This window comes from sulfur-oxidizing endosymbiont of Gigantopelta aegis (assembly GCF_016097415.1).
Taxonomy (GTDB): Bacteria; Pseudomonadota; Gammaproteobacteria; order GRL18; family GRL18; genus GRL18.
Genome location: NZ_JAEHGE010000001.1, coordinates 1237496 through 1254468, shown reverse-complemented (window position 1 = coordinate 1254468; position 16973 = coordinate 1237496). Strand labels below are relative to the sequence as shown.

Here is a 16973-nt window from a genome sequence, read left to right as displayed (position 1 = left end):
TCTTTGCTCTAACAAGCGGCGTCAGAAAAATGTCATTGCCGTTAAAGTGCTTAAAATTTAATCTATTTACTGTTTTTTTATAAAACAGCTAGTAATTTACTAATATACTAAATTTTCTACATCCCTTGTCCTGTCTAGCTCTCAAAAATGTCCACTTTTTTTGCTAAAAAAACATGAATTTTTTATCACAAAAGGACTTGACCTGAGCCACCGAAAAATTTACGATTCCCTCATCAGAACACAACATATTGTGTTTCTTAACAGCGAAAACACAAGATAGCTTGTTTCAGCTAAACCAATATAAACAAAACAAAATGAACTGCCCTCTCTTAAAAATAATAAAAGTTTTCAGGGTGTTAGCAGGGACTTATTTCATGACACTTTAATTTGTCAGTTTCAATTGTGGGGATTTTTCTTAATGACAGCTCAATTACACGCCATACCCAATACAGTGACAGAAATAGCATTGCAGGATGCATCTTTAGACATCTGGGACACCAAATACCGTTTAAAAACAAAAGAGGGTGAGGCCGTTGATGCCAATATCGATGAGACTTATCAACGTGTTGCTAAAGCATTGTCCGATGTAGAAACGGGCAAAAAAAATCAAGAACGTTATTACAAAGAATTTTTATGGGCTCTACGTCAGGGCGTTATCCCTGCAGGACGCATCATCTCCAATGCCGGTGCTCAAGCACATAAACCGGCCACATCGACCATTAACTGTACTGTTTCCGGTGCCATTAAAGACTCCATGGACGACATCCTCAACAAAGTGCATGAAGCGGGTCTGACTCTGAAAGCCGGTTGTGGTATTGGCTATGAATTCTCTACTTTGCGTCCTAAAAATGCCTATGTCTCCGGTGCAGGTGCTTACACCTCCGGGCCTTTATCCTTTATGGATATCTATGACAAGATGTGTTTTACCGTGTCATCTGCCGGTGGCCGCCGTGGCGCACAAATGGCAACCTTTGACATTGGTCATCCGGATGTCATTGATTTTATTCGTGCCAAACGTGAAGACGGTCGTTTACGCCAGTTCAACTTGTCCTTATTGATCACCACCGAATTTGTTGAGGCAGTTAAAAATGACGGCCCTTGGAAATTATCATTCCCCGTCACCGACAAAGAAGTTCAACAAGATGAAATTGACCTGAGCGATACCGAACAAGTCATCTGGCGAGACCTACCCAATAAAGACGGCTATATTACTAACGACAATGGGCTAATTGCCTGTCGTGTGACCCGTACCCTGCAAGCCCGTCGCTTGTGGGACATCATCATGGCTTCCACCTATGATTATGCCGAGCCGGGCTTCATTTTGATTGATAAAGTCAATGAAATGAATAACAACTGGTTTTGTGAAAACATTCGTGCCACCAATCCTTGCGGTGAGCAACCACTGCCCCCTTATGGCAGTTGTTTATTAGGTTCAATCAACCTAACCCGTTTTATCGAAAAGCCTTTCACTAGCGAAGCATCATTTAATTGGGATAACTACCGTAAAACCATTCATATCTTCACTCGCATGCTGGATAACGTGGTTGAAATCAATGGCCTGCCACTACCACAGCAGCGTGAAGAAATTACCAATAAACGTCGCCACGGTATGGGCTACCTGGGCTTAGGTTCATCCTGCACCATGATGGGTATGAAATACGGGGATAAAAACTCCTTATCATTTACCGAAGAAGTGACCAAAGTCATGGCAGTCGAAGGCTGGAAAGCCGGTCTGGATTTGGCCACAGAAAAGGGTCCAGCTAAGATCATGGATCAAATGTTCACCGTAACCGGTGAAATGCTGCACAAGCGTCCAGAAATGCTCACCGATGGCTTAAAAGTCGGTGATGAAATTGCCGGTAAAGTATTACATGCTAAATACAGCCGTTATATGCAGCAACTGGCGCAAGAAGAACCTGAGCTAGTCGAAGCACTTGCCACTACCGGCGCACGTTTCACCCACCATAGTTCGATTGCACCAACGGGCACAATTTCATTATCTTTAGCCAACAATGCCAGTAATGGTATCGAGCCAAGTTTTGCACATCACTACTCACGCAATGTGATTCGTGAAGGTAAAAAGACCAAAGAAAAAGTCGATGTTTTCTCTTTTGAATTGTTGGCCTATCGTGAAATGGTGAATCCAAAGGCAATGCCCTATTCAGAAGAAACGAATGAGCAACTGCCGGATTATTTCATTACTGCGGATAGCATTACACCCACGCAACATGTTGATGTGCAGGCAGCGGCGCAAAAATGGATTGATTCGTCCATCTCTAAAACCGCCAATGTGCCCACAGATTATCCTTATGAAGACTTCAAGCATATCTATGAATACGCTTACGATATGGGCTTAAAAGGTTGTACGACTTTCCGCTTTAATCCTGAAGTGTTTCAGGGCGTCTTAGTGAAAGAAGCTGACTTAGAAAACACCACCTATCAGTTTACACTCGAAGACGGTGACGTAGTCAATCTTAAAGGCAATGAAGAAGTTGAATACGATGGTGAAATGCATACCGCCGCCAACTTGTTTGATGCTTTAAAAGAAGGTTATTACGGAAAATTTTAGAGCGATAAAGCGCTCATTAGAGAAAGATTATTCGCGCTCAAAAAATGAGCTGACTACGGAATAAAAAGGTTTATGAACATGGCTATAAAAATCAACAGCAAAATCGTCAGTTACAAAGTGCTCACTGAAGATGATAAAAAACAACCCTCTGAATCATGCAATGATGACAAAATCAATGATGTGGAAAGCATGCATGAAAATCTGGAGCGCCCAGAAATGCTCTTGGGTTCAACCTACAAAATAAAGACCCCTCAATCTGAACATGCGCTTTATATTACCATCAATGACATGGTACTCAATATGGGGACAGAGCATGAAGAACGCCGTCCTTATGAAGTCTTCATTAACTCCAAAAATATGGAACACTTCCAATGGGTGCTGGCACTCACACGAGTTATTTCAGCCGTATTCCGCAAGGGTGGCGATGCTTGTTTCTTGGTAGAAGAGCTTAAAGCGGTATTTGATCCCAAGGGTGGTTATTTCAAGAAAGGCGGTGTTTTCATGCCCTCTTTAGTCGCTGAAATCGGCTGCGCCATTGAGTCCCACATGAAGCTTATCGGTATGCTTAAAGACAATGAGTTGGATGAGCATCAAAAAAAGTTAATTGCAGAAAAACGTAAGCAATTTGAAGAAAAAAACAAAACTGAAGCTGACGATGATAATAATTTTCCTAAAAAAGCACTGCTCTGTGGCAAATGCCAAACCAAGGCATTAGTGTTAATGGATGGCTGCATGACTTGCTTGAGTTGTGGCGATAGTAAGTGCGGCTAACGACGGGTATACCTGTACATTTCCTCATAAAGCGCGACTTATATCCCTCATAAGTCGCGACTCAATTCTCTTTTCTTCTCATATTTTCAAAAATATAAGGTCGCCAGGGGCGAAATGCAAATAGCAGACTATAGCCTTCTCGTTCTGATAAGGATAAAGATCGATACTTTACCCTAAAAAAAATCAGTTGAACCTACTGCGACCGCCTTATGCACTGATTATTTTAGGTTTAATACAAACTGCATCCATAGTAAACCAACTACAATAACAGCAAAGGAATAAGATAATGACTTTATACGACATCAAACCTCAGTTTCAATCACTACTCAGGCCACTGGTCAAACAAATGGCGAGCTTTGGCATCACGGCCAACCAAGTCACTCTCATCGCAACAATAGGCTCTGTGCTTCTCGGTTTGACGATTAGCCTATATTCACATATCACTCAATTGTTTTTACTGATTCCCTTGTGGATGTTTATCCGTATGGGACTGAATGCCATCGATGGCATGCTAGCCCGTGAATTTAACCAGCAAAGTAAGCTGGGGGCTATTTTAAACGAAGTTAGTGATGTTATTTCCGATGCAGCGCTTTACATTCCCTTTGCACTAACCGCCCCTTTTAGTTTTTCTGGCATCGCATTGATTATTTTTCTGGCCACTTTGGTTGAGTTTGTCGGTGTCTTAGGCTTAACGATTGGCGGTTCAAGACGTTATGACGGTCCCATGGGCAAAAGTGATCGGGCGCTGACATTTGGCGCATTAGGGTTATGGTTCGGTCTTATGGGTGTATTTCCAGCATGGTTATTCTGGTTAATGCCCTTATTGACTGTATTGTTGGTAATGACTTTAATTAACCGCACTCAAAAAGCACTGCTTGAATCAAATACTCAGCTTTAAAACTCATTTTTCAACTTGGATGATTCTTGCAAAAACACATTTGAGCATTGATGATGCGGTTCAACAACTCAAAGCGATACGCAAAGAAATAGTCATCGATCAACATGGTAAAAACATTTTGGGACAGATCAAATAAGCCAATATAAGGACAAATTGGTAAAATGTGTAAACAAGGTTTGATCGGTGCCTTATTTTTCTTGCATCTAGATTCTCTAATTGTGTTTGCGGTATAATAGCTCTTTTAAATTTTCCTCTCTCAAATTTGGAGTGCCCGTGAGCAAAAAATCTCTCAGTTATCGTGATGCAGGTGTAGATATAGACGCGGGAAACTCGCTTATCGAACGCATAAAGCCCTATACCAAGGCCACTAAACGCCCCGGTGTTATGGGTGGCTTGGGTGGTTTTGGAGCCTTGTTTGAATTACCACTGGATCGTTATAAGAATCCAGTACTGGTTTCGGGTACAGATGGTGTCGGCACCAAGTTAAGATTGGCACTGAACATCGGCAAACATGATACGATTGGTATTGATCTGGTTGCTATGTGTTCCAATGATTTAATTGTCGCCGGGGCTGAACCACTGTTTTTCCTTGATTATTATGCCACGGGCAAACTGGATGTTGATACGGCGACCGATGTCATTAAGGGCATCAGCGAAGGCTGTATTCAGTCCGGTTGTGCCCTCACTGGGGGTGAAACCGCTGAAATGCCCGGCATGTATGAGGGAGAAGATTACGATTTAGCCGGTTTTTGTGTCGGCATCGTTGAAAAAGAAGACATCATTGATGGATCTAAGGTTAAAGCTGGCGATATTCTACTCGGTTTAGCTTCTAGTGGACCTCATTCCAATGGTTATTCACTGATTCGTAAGGTCATTGAAGTCTCAGGGGCTGATTTAGATGCTGAGTTCGATGGCGAGACTCTGGGCAAGCGCTTACTTGAACCGACACGCATTTATGTTAAGCCACTCTTAGCGCTGGCTAAAGAAGTGGAAATTTTATCTCTCTGTCATGTCACCGGTGGTGGTCTATTAGAAAACCTGCCTCGTGTCATGCCTGCTAACACCATGGCAAACATTGATGGCAAGAGTTGGTCTCGCCCTGCTGTTTTTGACTGGTTACAGGAAGAAGGCAATATTGAAGCCACTGAAATGTATCGTACCTTTAACTGTGGTATTGGCATGGTGGTTGTAGTTTCGCCAGAAAATCAGCAAAAAACCATTGATTTTCTTGAGCAACAAGGCGAAACCGTTTTCACACTGGGCACTATTGAAGCCAGCGATGATGAAACACCCTCTGTTACCATTAGTGAGTGAGACAATATACCCATGATACTTGAAAATGCAGGCTTTGTTTTCTTTGTTAAGAGATGTAACTAAAAGCCTCAATCATGTCGTATTTATACACTCAATCGGCTCTTAGTCAAAATGCCTCGCTGCACCCTGAAAGAAGTGCCCTTGGGGTGCATTTCCAAGTATCACGGATATAGAGATTAATGAAGAAACACACTTCTGAATTAGGCGCTCAGACGCCTTTTCCTATTGTCGTACTTGTGTCCGGCAGTGGTAGTAATCTGCAAACATTGATTGATGCCATTGCCAAGGGCACTCTGAGTGCCCGAATTGCTGCGGTCATTTGTAACAAAGCTGATGCTTATGCTTTGCAGCGCGCTCAAGAAGCCAATATTCCCACCGAAATCATTGCTCATGCGGACTATGAAACCCGTGACGCCTTTGATGCCGAACTCACCCGTCGTATTGAAAAATATCAGCCTGAGTTAATTGTGCTGGCCGGCTTTATGCGTATTTTAACGGCTGATTTTGTTAATCATTTTTATGGCAAAATGATTAATATCCACCCTTCTCTGCTACCCAAATACCGTGGACTACATACCCATAAACGCGCTTTGGACGCTGGTGACAGTGAACATGGCCTTAGCATTCATTATGTCAGTGCTGAGTTGGATGGCGGGCCGATTATTTTTCAACAGTCAGTACCGGTTTTGGCCGATGACACGGAAAAGAGCCTGGCCCAACGGGTTTTAGTTCAGGAACACCTTGCCTACCCTCAGGTTATCGAATGGTTTGCTCAAGGGCGTTTGCAATTAGTTGATAATCAGGTTATTTTGTCTGAATAACATTAATCGTCAGCCCAAAAGATGCAATATAAAATACTGAATACAACTCATACAAAAGCGTCATTCTTTAACACAGGCTTATTTTGTGTCTTATTATTACTCACGCTGCTGAGCAGTCAGAGCTTTGCCGGTTCAGCTGAATCACATAAGAAATCAAGCACACTCAGGCCTTTTGTCGCCACCTACATGATCACTGCCATGGGGCTGGAAGGCATTAATGTCACCAACTCGCTCAGTATCAGTAAAAAGTCTCAAGCCTATCAGTTCAAATCCTATTCCATGCCGATTGGTCTGCTGGCGTTCAAAAAAGATGAAACTCGCGATGAGCAAAGTGAAGGCTTATTTATCAATGGCACGATACAGCCCCAAAAATATACATTTTTACAAATCCGCAATAATAAAACCCGGCGAGATGTTGAACTAAAGTTTGACTGGCTACACAATGCCGTGAGCAACAATCATAAGCATAAGAAAAATAAATGGACTATGCCCATACCGGCACAAACCATTGATAAACTCTCTTATCAATTAGCTTTGATGCTCAAACTGGCGCATGATCCCAAGCGAAGCTTCGGTTTTCATATTGCTGATGGCGGCAAACTAAAAGAATATTATTTTGAAATTCTGGGTGAAGAACGGGTTTATACGTCTTTGGGCAGTTATAAAGCAGTCAAAATACAGCATAAGCGCTATAAGAAAGGAAAAATGATCACCCTATGGTGCGCACCTGAGCTGGAGTATTTGCCGGTTAAGATCATTCAGGAAGAAACTGGCAAACCCACCTTTGTGTCAACATTGATTTCTTATCAGGAAGGCATGACTCATAACGAGTGAGCAAGCAGTAACTTATGTTCTAAGTGTCACAACTTATGTTTTCTAAGTGTCACGACTCATATTCTAGGAGTCACGACTTATGTTCTAGGAGTCACGACTTATGTTCTAGGAGTCACGACTTATGTTCTAGGAGTCACGACGCCGGTTTGCCCCTGATACTTACCTTGACGGTCTTTATACGACACATCACACACTTCATCTGATTCAAAAAACAACATTTGCGCCACGCCTTCGTTGGCATAAATTTTTGCCGGTAATGGCGTGGTATTTGAGAATTCTAGGGTCACATGACCTTCCCATTCTGGCTCTAATGGCGTGACATTGACGATAATGCCACAACGAGCATAGGTTGATTTTCCTAAGCAGATGGTCAGTACTTTTCTGGGAATTCTAAAGTATTCAATAGTGCGAGCGAGCGCAAAAGAGTTGGGGGGAATAATACAGACATCAGACTCCACATCAACAAAGCTATTATTATCGAAATCTTTGGGATCAACAATGGCGGAATTGATATTGGTAAAAATCTTAAACTCTCTCGAGCAACGGACATCATAGCCATAACTTGAAGTGCCATAAGAAACGATGCGCTCACCATTATTTTCTTTTACCTGACCAAACTCAAATGGTTCAATCATGCCTTCGTTTTCTGCCATGGAACGGATCCAGTGGTCGGACTTAATACTCATCTATGAATTACTCGTGTTGTTGATGTTTGGATGCATATTATCCATGTGATGAGCAATAAAAACAAGTATCGTGCAAAGCGGCAAAATTTTCAGCCTATTAGCCTGAGTTCTGGCTAATAATAAACGGTATTGTTCAGTTTTCACTATTTATGATGCGCTTCGTTCCTCAGCAGCATCCTACTGTTCTACAATACATTATTTGCAGATAAATGTAGGGTGCTGCTGAGGAACGAAGCGCACCACTATTAAGTTAACTTGTCGTATTTGTTAAGCAAAACTCAGGTTTATGATGTGATCGGCTGGAATTATTCAGGCTTACTGGTATGACGAATATCCTGGCCTTTGACCAGATAAACTAAGTATTCGCAGAGATTACAGGCATGATCGCCAATGCGCTCCAAGGCTCGAATCGCCCACAATACATCCAGCGAGCTATTAATCGAACGGGGATCTTCCATCATATAAGTGATGTGTTGGCGCATAATCCCTTCGTATTCGTGGTCAACATTCACATCTTCATTAATAACACTCAAGGCAAGTTTTTCATCGCCACGGGCAAAGGCATCGAGTGCATCATGAAACATTTTTTGTACATGCTGCGCTAGGCGATAAACTTCATGATAGTTATTTTTAGGCCGTGGATGTTCTGTTAACTGAGCAGCAAAGCGTGCCAGTCGTTCCGCCTGATCCCCAACACGTTCAATGTCACTCACCGCTTTAATAACAGTCACGATTAAGCGTAAATCACCGGCCGCAGGCTGACGACGAGCAAGGCATTGGGCACTTTCTTCATCAATCAGTTTTTCCAGCTCATTGACTCGACGACCTTCTTTATAGACTTCATTTGATAAGGCCGAGTCACCTTCAACCAAAGCTCGAGTGGCTTTTTCAAGCTGTTGTTCCACCAGTCCGCCCATGGTCAATAAATGTGTCTTTATTTCTTCTAGCTCATCATTGTACTGCTGAGAAATATGTTTGCCTGTTCTGGGAGTATCCATTAATTATTTTGCTCTTTAATTTGTAACTATTCAGCATAAACCCGTACCAGATTGAGGTGTTTGTCTTTACAGGGTCGCTCGAGCACATCCATGTGACGCTTTATGAAAACATCCTGTTTTCAAAACCCTATAAAGATAAACACCTCAACCTGATACTCTATACATGCTTTAAAATTTACTGAATAGTTACTTTAATTTTAAGTAAACGCTTCTAGCGATCAACCATAACGGCCAGTGATATAATCTTCTGTTTGTTTGTCTCTGGGGTTGGTAAAAAGCGCACTGGTTTTAGAAAACTCGACCATATTACCCAAGTGCATAAAGGCCGTATAATCCGATACCCGCCCTGCCTGTTGCATATTATGAGTCACAATGACAATGCTATAAGTTTGTTTCAAGTCATAAATGAGTTCTTCAATTTTTAAGGTTGAAATGGGATCAAGTGCCGAGGCAGGTTCATCCAACAATAAGATTTCCGGCTCAATGGCAATGGCACGGGCAATCACCAGACGTTGTTGCTGACCACCGGATATACCCAGCGCGTTATCATTGAGGCGATCTTTCACTTCATCCCATAGTGCCGCACTGCGCAAGGATTTTTCTACCACTTCATCCAATAATAAACGATTTTTCACGCCTTGTAAGCGCAGGCCATAGGCAACATTTTCATAGATGCTTTTGGGAAAAGGATTAGGCTGTTGAAACACCATGCCGACTTTACGCCTTAAGTCCGCAACATTGACTGATTTATCGTAAATATTTTCATCATCGATAATAATTTCACCCTGAATACGACAACTATTAATCAGGTCATTCATACGATTAAAGCAACGTAATAGGGTTGATTTGCCACAACCACTAGGGCCAATAAAAGCAGTTACTTTCTTATCCGGGATCTGTAAGCTAATATCATGCAAGACTTGCTTCTCAGCATAATGCAAACTGAGTTCTTTGAGGGTGATCGCCACAGGTTCTTCAGTAAAAATCTTTATATTGCTATTCAATTCACGACTCATGTTCAAGACCTTTGTATTTTTCTCTCAGGCGATTACGCACTGTGATAGCCGTTAAATTCAACAAAATAATAACCACAACTAATAATAATGCCGTTGCGTAAACCAGTGGTCGCGCGGCTTCAACATTGGGACTTTGGAAACCAACATCATAAATGTGAAAGCCCAGATGCATAAATTTTCTATCCAGATGCAAAAATGGATAATTCGCATCCAGCGCCAAAGTCGGAGCCAACTTCACTACGCCTACCAGCATCAAGGGTGCTACTTCTCCGGCAGCACGGGCTACGGCTAAAATTAAGCCCGTGATCATCGCTGGACTCACCATTGGCAGAACAATGTACCACAAGGTTTCAAATTTAGTTGCCCCCAGTGCCAGACTTGCTTCTCTTACCGAAGACGGGATCCGCGATAGGCCTTCTTCAGTCGTTACGATCACCACGGGCAAGGTCAATAAGGCCAGAGTAATGGATGCCCATAATAAACCCGGTGTACCATAAACAGGAGCAGGTGAGGCTTCAGGGTAAAACAAATCATCTATCGAGCCACCAATAAAATAGACAAAAAATCCCAGACCAAAGATACCATAAACAATCGAAGGTACACCGGCCAGGTTATTCACTGCAATACGAATAATACGTACCATCATGCCCTGACTGGCGTATTCACGTAAATAAATCGCTGCAATCACGCCTAAAGGCGTCACCATAATACTCATAATAATCACCATTAATACCGTACCAAATATGGCTGGAAAAATTCCGCCCTCTGTATTCGCTTCACGGGGATCATCACTGATAAATGCGCCAATTTGATGAAAGTAATAGGCAATTTTTTCGCCATTGCCCATGGCATTGGGACGAATGACCTGAATTACTTTTTCCAATGCTACTTCAACTATTTCACCGGATGCAAGCTGAACTAACATTACATCCTCAGCCATTTTTTCATGGTACTGTCTTAAAGTGTTTTGTAATTGAGCGAATTTTTTTTGCAATGACTGACGCTGTTGCTCAATGTTTAATAGCTTCTTTTGCAGGCTCAAATTATTGTCGGTTTTATACTTTAAGTGTAATTTTTTCTCACTTAAACGCAGCTGTTCCAGTGAATAATTAATACTGCCTATCTCATCACGAGAAATATCTTCTGCCAAATCATGCAATACCAGCACTTGGGCAAGACGGGCTTGCAGAGTGTGATACGGGTCATCCGATTTAACAACCTGTCCCTTTGTTTTAACATTGACAAGACGCCCATAGAGTTGTCCCCATTCCCGTCGTTCTATGCTCAATAAATCCTTGGGATAATGCTTATTTTGAATATCCCTTGCCAACACCCAACGAAAATCCAAGCCATAAAAATCGCGATTACCCTGTTTAATTAATAAGCGTTTCACTACTTGCACAGCTTCAGGCAAATCAATGCCTGCATCTCTAACCTGTTGGGCGAGTACGGTTTCAGTATCACGAATTTCACCGATTAACACTATGCGTCTATTGCCATCCACCAGTTCCGCTTCCATGAGATCTGCTGGCCAAAAATGTCCCAGACCATTATAGGCAATCAAAGCCAGTAAGCCGAAAACCATGAGCAGGCTGAGGCTGACTGCCGAGGCATTCAGCCAGACCCAGGGTTCGCCTGTATCAAACCAATTTTTTGTTTTAGTCAAAATATTCATCAGCGAGTCACTATAAGTTACTGTATTTGTGACGCAAGCGTTGACGAATCAACTCAGCAATCGTATTGAAGAAAAAGGTAAAGGCAAATAACACCAGCGCAGCTAAAAAAAGCACTCGATAATGGCTACTATCCACTTCAGATTCCGGCACTTCAACTGCCACATTAGCAGACAAAGTCCGCATGCCCTGAAACAAACTGAAATCCATAATAGGCGTATTACCTGTGGCCATTAGCACGATCATGGTCTCACCAATCGCACGACCAAAGCCTATCATGACCGCTGAAAAAATCGCCGGACTGGCCGTCAGGATAACGACTCTGATCAAAGTTTGCCAACGTGTTGCTCCCAGAGCTAACGAGCCCAGAGTTAAATGTTTAGGGACACTAAAAATGGCATCTTCGGTAATGGAAAAAACAGTCGGAATGACGGCAAAGCCCATGGCGATGCCCACAACAATTGAATTTCGCTGATTAAAATCAAGGCCAATTTCATTGGTCAACCAACTTTGCATATCGCCGTCAAAAAACAATTTTTCTATGGGCAGAGACAGGGCAAAGGTTGCCCAAATAACAAAAATCAGCACCGGCATCAGAATAAAAGCTTCCCAACCTTCGGGTACTGATTGACGCATTGATTTTGGCAAGGAATGCCAAGCCCAGGCCGTCAATAATACCGACAGCGGTAAGACCAGGAGTAAAATAAACACAGCAGGCAAATTATCTTCTATCAAGGGTGCTAGCCATAAGCCTGCTAAAAAACCCAAAATAACCGTGGGCAATGCTTCCATAATTTCAATGGATGGCTTGACCAGACCACGTACTCTAGGGCTCATAAAATAGGCGGTATAAATCGCTCCCATAATGGCCAGAGGAATAGCAAATAGCATGGCATAAAAGGCTGCTTTTAAAGTGCCGAAGGCTAATGGGGTCAAACTAAACTTGGGTTCAAAATCATTACTGGCTGAGGATGATTGCCAGATATATTCCGCCTGCGGATAACTTTCATACCAGACTTTATCCCACATAGAATGCCAGGAAATTTCCGGATGCTCATTATCAACGGCCCAATAGACCACATTCGCTTGATCATCAATGCTTAATAAAAAATTAGCCCTAGGGGCAATAGCCAGTTGAGCGATTGGATTAGCGGCTATTTTTTCCAATAATAAGGTCTTTTCAGCAGTGCTATGATAAATGCCTAAAGTGCCTGATTGATCACCGGCCATAAAGCCTTTGCGTTGTATTTCAGATTGAATAACGGTGATAGGTGAATGCTGATCATTAAATTCACGGATCAGTTTAAGTTGCTCGCCCTGGCCATCACTAGTAACGGGAAACCACTGAGAAATACGACCACTTTGCTGTCCCACTAATAAAGAAATTTTGCCTGTGAGATAAGTAATGACGGTCACAGGATTTGATGCCTCTGCCAACAACACTTGTTGAACAAACTGTGGATGCGCTTTATCACGTAGGGAATAAAATTCCAGTAGACTACGTCCAGCCTGATCCCGATAGGCAATAAAAAGTTGGTTTTGTTCACGATTAATTAATAATTGTGAGATATTTCCCTTGAGCAAGGATTCCGTCAGGGGGATTTCTACATCCTGACGCTGGTAGGCAGAAGCCTCATTTTCAGGTTCTAAGCTTAATTGTGTTAATGACTCTTCTTTGGAAAAATAACTCATGATCAGACGCTTATCTTGCAGTAAGGAAACGAAGGTCATTTCATCATCATTGTGTTCAAAAGCGATTAAAGCCAGTGGCTCACCGCTCTCCGTTATGGTCATTGGAGACTTACCCATGGGATAAAGAATCTCAGGCGTAATCAGGCGTTGTTCATTAGGATAGCTAATTTTATAGTCGTGTTTGAGCAATATCAGTTGCCCATTGCTCAGCCCATAAGCGACTAAACCACTTGCAGAATGGGCGGCGTAGAAGCTGCTGATCGATACATCTTGTGGCAGAGTCAGATGAATTGTTTTGTTTAGAGGGTCTTTTTTTGATGAAGGTTTTTTTACTGAAGCTGTTTTTCCTAAGCGACTAGCAAAAAACCGAATATCCCCGTTTAAGGCAAATTGAACCGCTATTTCACCCTGCTCTTCAAGGCTATAATAACTATGGGTCAGTATTTTTTTTGCATTATGGTCATGGTCTGTGAGTGAATAGTCACTTAAAGAACTGATATCCGCCCCTTTAAGCAGTGGCGCTGTTTCATAAACCAGATAGAAAAAAATTAACAAAATAGCCACAATCACGGAATTTCCGCCCAGACTAATCACTATTTGAGCGAGTTTATCTTTGAAAACTCTAAACTTCCAATGGCGCAGGCGTTGAGGGTGTTCAGAAGGCAGGACAATGCTATTGCTTGCTTGTTTGGTCGTTGATCTTTGTGTCATAAAGCGCATTTAGCGATATCATTGTGAGGGATCGCTATTATATGACTTTTTTGTGACATTTGTATGACATCAGGCGCTATGTTTTTGGTTTTATTACAAATTGATTACTCAATGCTCTGGTTTCTCAATGCTCTGGTTTCTCAATACTTTCTAGCGCTCGACTCAAAACATTGAAGGGCAATGGAATATAACCATCTTTTAACACCACTTTTTGACCACTTTGTGACAGAATCATTTTAATAAATTCTTTCTCTAAAGGCGCTAAAGACTGGTTGGGCTTTTTGTTCACATAAACATAAAGAAATCGAGACAAGGGATATTGACCCGAGGCTGATGTTTCGGGTGTGGCGGGAATATAGTGTAAGTCAGACCGTTTGGCCAAGGGCACGGCTCTGACCCCCGAGGTTTTATAGCCAATGCCTGAGTAACCGATACCATTGATTGAGGTCGTCACTGATTGCACCACCGATGCCGAACCCGGTTGTTCATTGACATTATTTTTAAAATCGCCCTTGCATAAGGCTTTCTTTTTAAAATAACCATAAGTACCTGAGACAGAGTTACGACCATAAAGTTGAATGCTTTTTGCTGACCAGCTCCCCCTTTAATCCCACATCACCCCATTTAGAAATATTACTCCCACCAACACATTTTCGTGTGGAAGAAAAAATGGCATCCACCTGCGCCAGCGTCAAACCTTTCACTGGATTATCACGATTAACATAAACGGCCAGCGCATCAATTGCCACTGGAATAGCCATCGGCTTATAGGCATATTTATCTTCAAATGCGGCCATTTCTTTGGACTTCATTTTGCGACTCATCGGCCCTAGGTTTGACGTTCCTTCCGTTAATGCTGGTGGTGCTGTCGATGAACCCGCCGCTTGAATTTGGATATTCACATTGGGGTAAAGGCGTTTATATTCTTCTGCCCAGAGGGTCATTAAATTCGCCAGTGTATCTGAACCCACACTGGATAAATTACCGGATACGCCACTGGACTTATGATAAACCGGTGTATGTTCATCAATTGTTTGTAAAGAAGACATGGAAGCCTGTATGTTTTGCATCAATAGTATTGAGACAAACAAGCCTAGAATAGACAGCAAAGTGCGCATTGTTATATTAAAAAACATAGATATCCATTTTTAAAAACTGCTGTGACAAGCAGTGATTATCCCCCCAAAGCATGACAGGATGATGACATTATTTGTAACTAGTGCCCATCCGTAAATAGGTTTTTTAATGTGGCCATACTTAACCGGACACACAACTTAAAACAACTAAAAGATAAAAAGTGTGACCTAAAATGAATGATCAAACAAAAAAACCGAATAAAAGCTATACATCAGAATTTAAAGAATCAGCTGTCAAATTAGCTAATGAGACGGATCAACCCGTTTCTCAGACTGCCAGGGAGCTAGGTGTTAATGTAAATACTCTACATACCTGGATCAGTAAATATTCCAAACCGGTGAAGACGGTAGCCAATAGAAGTGATGAACACATTTATGATGAAGTAAAACGTCTGAAAAAGAATTGGCAAAAGTGATTCAGGAGCGTGATTTATTAAAAAGGCCACAGCGTACTTTGCAAGGGAAACTTTGTGAAGTACGCATGGATAACTGATCAGGCTAAAGATTACCCGGTAACGATTCTGTGCCATTTTATGGATGTTTCCCGTAGTTGCTATTATGATTGGGTTAGCTCTCCTAAAACGGATAGAGAGAAAGAAAATGATAATGTGGCTATACTTAACCGGACACACAACTTAAAACAACTAAAAGATAAAAAGTGTGACCTAAAATGAATGATCAAACAAAAAACCGAATAAAAGCTATACATCAGAATTTAAAGAATCAGCTGTCAAATTAGCTAATGAGACGGATCAACCCGTTTCTCAGACTGCCAGGGAGCTAGGTGTTAATGTAAATACTCTACATACCTGGATCAGTAAATATTCCAAACCGGTGAAGACGGTAGCCAATAGAAGTGATGAACACATTTATGATGAAGTAAAACGTCTGAAAAAGAATTGGCAAAAGTGATTCAGGAGCGTGATTTATTAAAAAGGCCACAGCGTACTTTGCAAGGGAAACTTTGTGAAGTACGCATGGATAACTGATCAGGCTAAAGATTACCCGGTAACGATTCTGTGCCGTTTTATGGATGTTTCCGTAGTTGCTATTATGATTGGGTTAGCTCTCCTAAAACGGATAGAGAAAGAAAATGAAGCGCTTACTGAGCAGCTAAAAAACTGTTTGAAGACAGTCGCAAGACTTATGGAACCCGTCGTCTTAAAAAGAAAACTGGCTGAAAAAGGCGTTCATATAAGCCGCCGGAGAATTGGTCGATTAATGAAAAAGCCGGTTTGTTTTGTAAAACGAAGAGACGCTTTAAAGCGACGACTAATTCCAAGCATAATAAGCGTATATCTCAAATTTACTGGAAAGAGAGTTTACTGTCTCAACCTGATCGCTACTATGTGGGTGATATTACCTATATTGCCACCAAGGAAGGCTGGTTATATTTAGCGGTTGTCATTGACTTATTCTCTAGGCAAATTGTTGGCTGGTCGATGGATGAGCGAATGAAAGCCAAGCTAGTCAATGATGCTTTACTGATGGCCATATGGAAGCGTAAACCAATGGATGGATTGCTTTGGCATACTGACCGAGGTAGCCAATATGCCTCTGATAGTCATAGAAAATATTGTCGGATCATAACATAATTCAGTCTATGAGCCGCAAAGGAAATTGCTGGGACAATGCTGTATCAGAGAGCTTCTTTCATAGTTTGAAAACTGAATTGACGCACCATTGTCGATTCAAAACCAGAGTAAACAAAGCAGGCAATATTTGAATATATTGAGGTATTTTATAATCGGGAGCGACTTCATTCGGCTAATGATTATTTGTCACCAGTCGATTATGAAATACAGCAGGAAATAGCTTAAATCGATTGATTGAAGAGGGTAAAGGCGACATAAA

Annotated in this window: 13 protein-coding genes and 2 pseudogenes; 9 read left to right on the top strand and 6 right to left on the bottom strand. The window is 41.8% G+C overall.

The features are described from left to right. Window positions 1–418: 418 nt before the first annotated feature. The 6 genes from JEU79_RS06465 to JEU79_RS06435 all read left to right on the top strand — a co-directional run bounded on the left by JEU79_RS06465 (window position 419) and on the right by JEU79_RS06435 (window position 7207). Window positions 419–2569 carry an adenosylcobalamin-dependent ribonucleoside-diphosphate reductase gene (locus JEU79_RS06465; protein ID WP_198263443.1) on the top strand — a complete coding sequence of 717 codons (2151 nt, stop codon included), beginning with the start codon at window positions 419–421 and terminating at the stop codon, window positions 2567–2569. A 78-nt stretch (window positions 2570–2647) separates the two neighbouring features. Next, complete coding sequence (locus JEU79_RS06460; RefSeq protein ID WP_198263442.1) at window positions 2648–3340, top strand: TSCPD domain-containing protein; 693 nt, start codon at window positions 2648–2650, stop codon at window positions 3338–3340. Window positions 3341–3626: 286 nt separating this feature from the next. Then, window positions 3627–4238, top strand: coding sequence for a CDP-alcohol phosphatidyltransferase family protein (locus JEU79_RS06455; protein WP_198263441.1), 612 nt, complete (start codon window positions 3627–3629; stop codon window positions 4236–4238). A gap of 267 nt (window positions 4239–4505) precedes the next feature. Further along, window positions 4506–5552: a phosphoribosylformylglycinamidine cyclo-ligase gene (gene purM / locus JEU79_RS06445; protein ID WP_198263439.1), complete on the top strand. Its 1047-nt coding sequence runs from the start codon at window positions 4506–4508 to the stop codon at window positions 5550–5552. A 179-nt stretch (window positions 5553–5731) separates the two neighbouring features. Continuing rightward, a complete protein-coding gene (purN, locus tag JEU79_RS06440; protein ID WP_198263438.1) occupies window positions 5732–6373 on the top strand; it encodes a phosphoribosylglycinamide formyltransferase in 642 nt (213 codons plus the stop codon). 21 nt (window positions 6374–6394) lie between these two features. Then, window positions 6395–7207, top strand: a complete 813-nt coding sequence (locus tag JEU79_RS06435; protein ID WP_198263437.1) for a DUF3108 domain-containing protein — start codon at window positions 6395–6397, stop codon at window positions 7205–7207. Between the two features lie 119 nt (window positions 7208–7326). On the opposite strand, the gene dcd is transcribed toward JEU79_RS06435, so the two are convergent. The 6 genes and pseudogenes from dcd to JEU79_RS06405 all read right to left on the bottom strand — a co-directional run bounded on the left by dcd (window position 7327) and on the right by JEU79_RS06405 (window position 15053). Next, window positions 7327–7893 carry a dCTP deaminase gene (dcd, locus tag JEU79_RS06430; protein WP_198263436.1) on the bottom strand — a complete coding sequence of 189 codons (567 nt, stop codon included), beginning with the start codon at window positions 7891–7893 and terminating at the stop codon, window positions 7327–7329. A gap of 305 nt (window positions 7894–8198) precedes the next feature. Next, the gene (gene phoU, locus JEU79_RS06425) at window positions 8199–8891 is read right to left on the bottom strand and encodes a phosphate signaling complex protein PhoU (protein ID WP_198263435.1); all 693 of its coding nucleotides are present in this window, start codon (window positions 8889–8891) and stop codon (window positions 8199–8201) included. Window positions 8892–9109: 218 nt separating this feature from the next. Further along, window positions 9110–9907, bottom strand: a complete 798-nt coding sequence (pstB, locus tag JEU79_RS06420) for a phosphate ABC transporter ATP-binding protein PstB (RefSeq protein ID WP_198263434.1) — start codon at window positions 9905–9907, stop codon at window positions 9110–9112. Beyond that, window positions 9897–11582 carry a phosphate ABC transporter permease PstA gene (gene pstA / locus JEU79_RS06415; protein WP_198263433.1) on the bottom strand — a complete coding sequence of 562 codons (1686 nt, stop codon included), beginning with the start codon at window positions 11580–11582 and terminating at the stop codon, window positions 9897–9899. Before pstA ends, pstB begins: the two co-directional genes overlap by 11 nt. A gap of 10 nt (window positions 11583–11592) precedes the next feature. Further along, window positions 11593–13983 (bottom strand): ABC transporter permease subunit, encoded by a 2391-nt coding sequence (locus JEU79_RS06410; RefSeq protein ID WP_198265888.1) that lies wholly within the window; start codon window positions 13981–13983, stop codon window positions 11593–11595. Between the two features lie 124 nt (window positions 13984–14107). After that, window positions 14108–15053, bottom strand: a pseudogene (locus JEU79_RS06405) (PstS family phosphate ABC transporter substrate-binding protein). 239 nt (window positions 15054–15292) lie between these two features. On the opposite strand from JEU79_RS06405, the gene JEU79_RS06400 reads away from it, so the two are divergent. The 3 genes and pseudogenes from JEU79_RS06400 to JEU79_RS28390 all read left to right on the top strand — a co-directional run. Beyond that, window positions 15293–15535, top strand: coding sequence for a transposase (locus tag JEU79_RS06400; protein WP_198262486.1), 243 nt, complete (start codon window positions 15293–15295; stop codon window positions 15533–15535). Between the two features lie 54 nt (window positions 15536–15589). Beyond that, complete coding sequence (locus JEU79_RS06395) at window positions 15590–15793, top strand: hypothetical protein (RefSeq protein ID WP_198263432.1); 204 nt, start codon at window positions 15590–15592, stop codon at window positions 15791–15793. Between the two features lie 4 nt (window positions 15794–15797). Next, window positions 15798–16939: pseudogene (locus tag JEU79_RS28390) on the top strand (IS3 family transposase); the annotation flags it as partial. Window positions 16940–16973 lie beyond the last annotated feature (34 nt).

Excerpts from the sequence above, each read along its gene's own strand:
- JEU79_RS06465 (WP_198263443.1), top strand. The coding sequence starts at position 419 with ATGACAGCTCAATTACACGCCATACCCAATACAGTGACAGAAATAGCA.
- JEU79_RS06460 (WP_198263442.1), top strand. The coding sequence starts at position 2,648 with ATGGCTATAAAAATCAACAGCAAAATCGTCAGTTACAAAGTGCTCACT.
- JEU79_RS06455 (WP_198263441.1), top strand. The coding sequence starts at position 3,627 with ATGACTTTATACGACATCAAACCTCAGTTTCAATCACTACTCAGGCCA.
- purN (WP_198263438.1), top strand. The coding sequence starts at position 5,732 with ATGAAGAAACACACTTCTGAATTAGGCGCTCAGACGCCTTTTCCTATT.
- JEU79_RS06435 (WP_198263437.1), top strand. The coding sequence starts at position 6,395 with ATGCAATATAAAATACTGAATACAACTCATACAAAAGCGTCATTCTTT.
- dcd (WP_198263436.1), bottom strand. The coding sequence starts at position 7,893 with ATGAGTATTAAGTCCGACCACTGGATCCGTTCCATGGCAGAAAACGAA.
- phoU (WP_198263435.1), bottom strand. The coding sequence starts at position 8,891 with ATGGATACTCCCAGAACAGGCAAACATATTTCTCAGCAGTACAATGAT.
- pstB (WP_198263434.1), bottom strand. The coding sequence starts at position 9,907 with ATGAGTCGTGAATTGAATAGCAATATAAAGATTTTTACTGAAGAACCT.
- pstA (WP_198263433.1), bottom strand. The coding sequence starts at position 11,582 with ATGAATATTTTGACTAAAACAAAAAATTGGTTTGATACAGGCGAACCC.
- JEU79_RS06410 (WP_198265888.1), bottom strand. The coding sequence starts at position 13,983 with ATGACACAAAGATCAACGACCAAACAAGCAAGCAATAGCATTGTCCTG.
- JEU79_RS06400 (WP_198262486.1), top strand. The coding sequence starts at position 15,293 with ATGAATGATCAAACAAAAAAACCGAATAAAAGCTATACATCAGAATTT.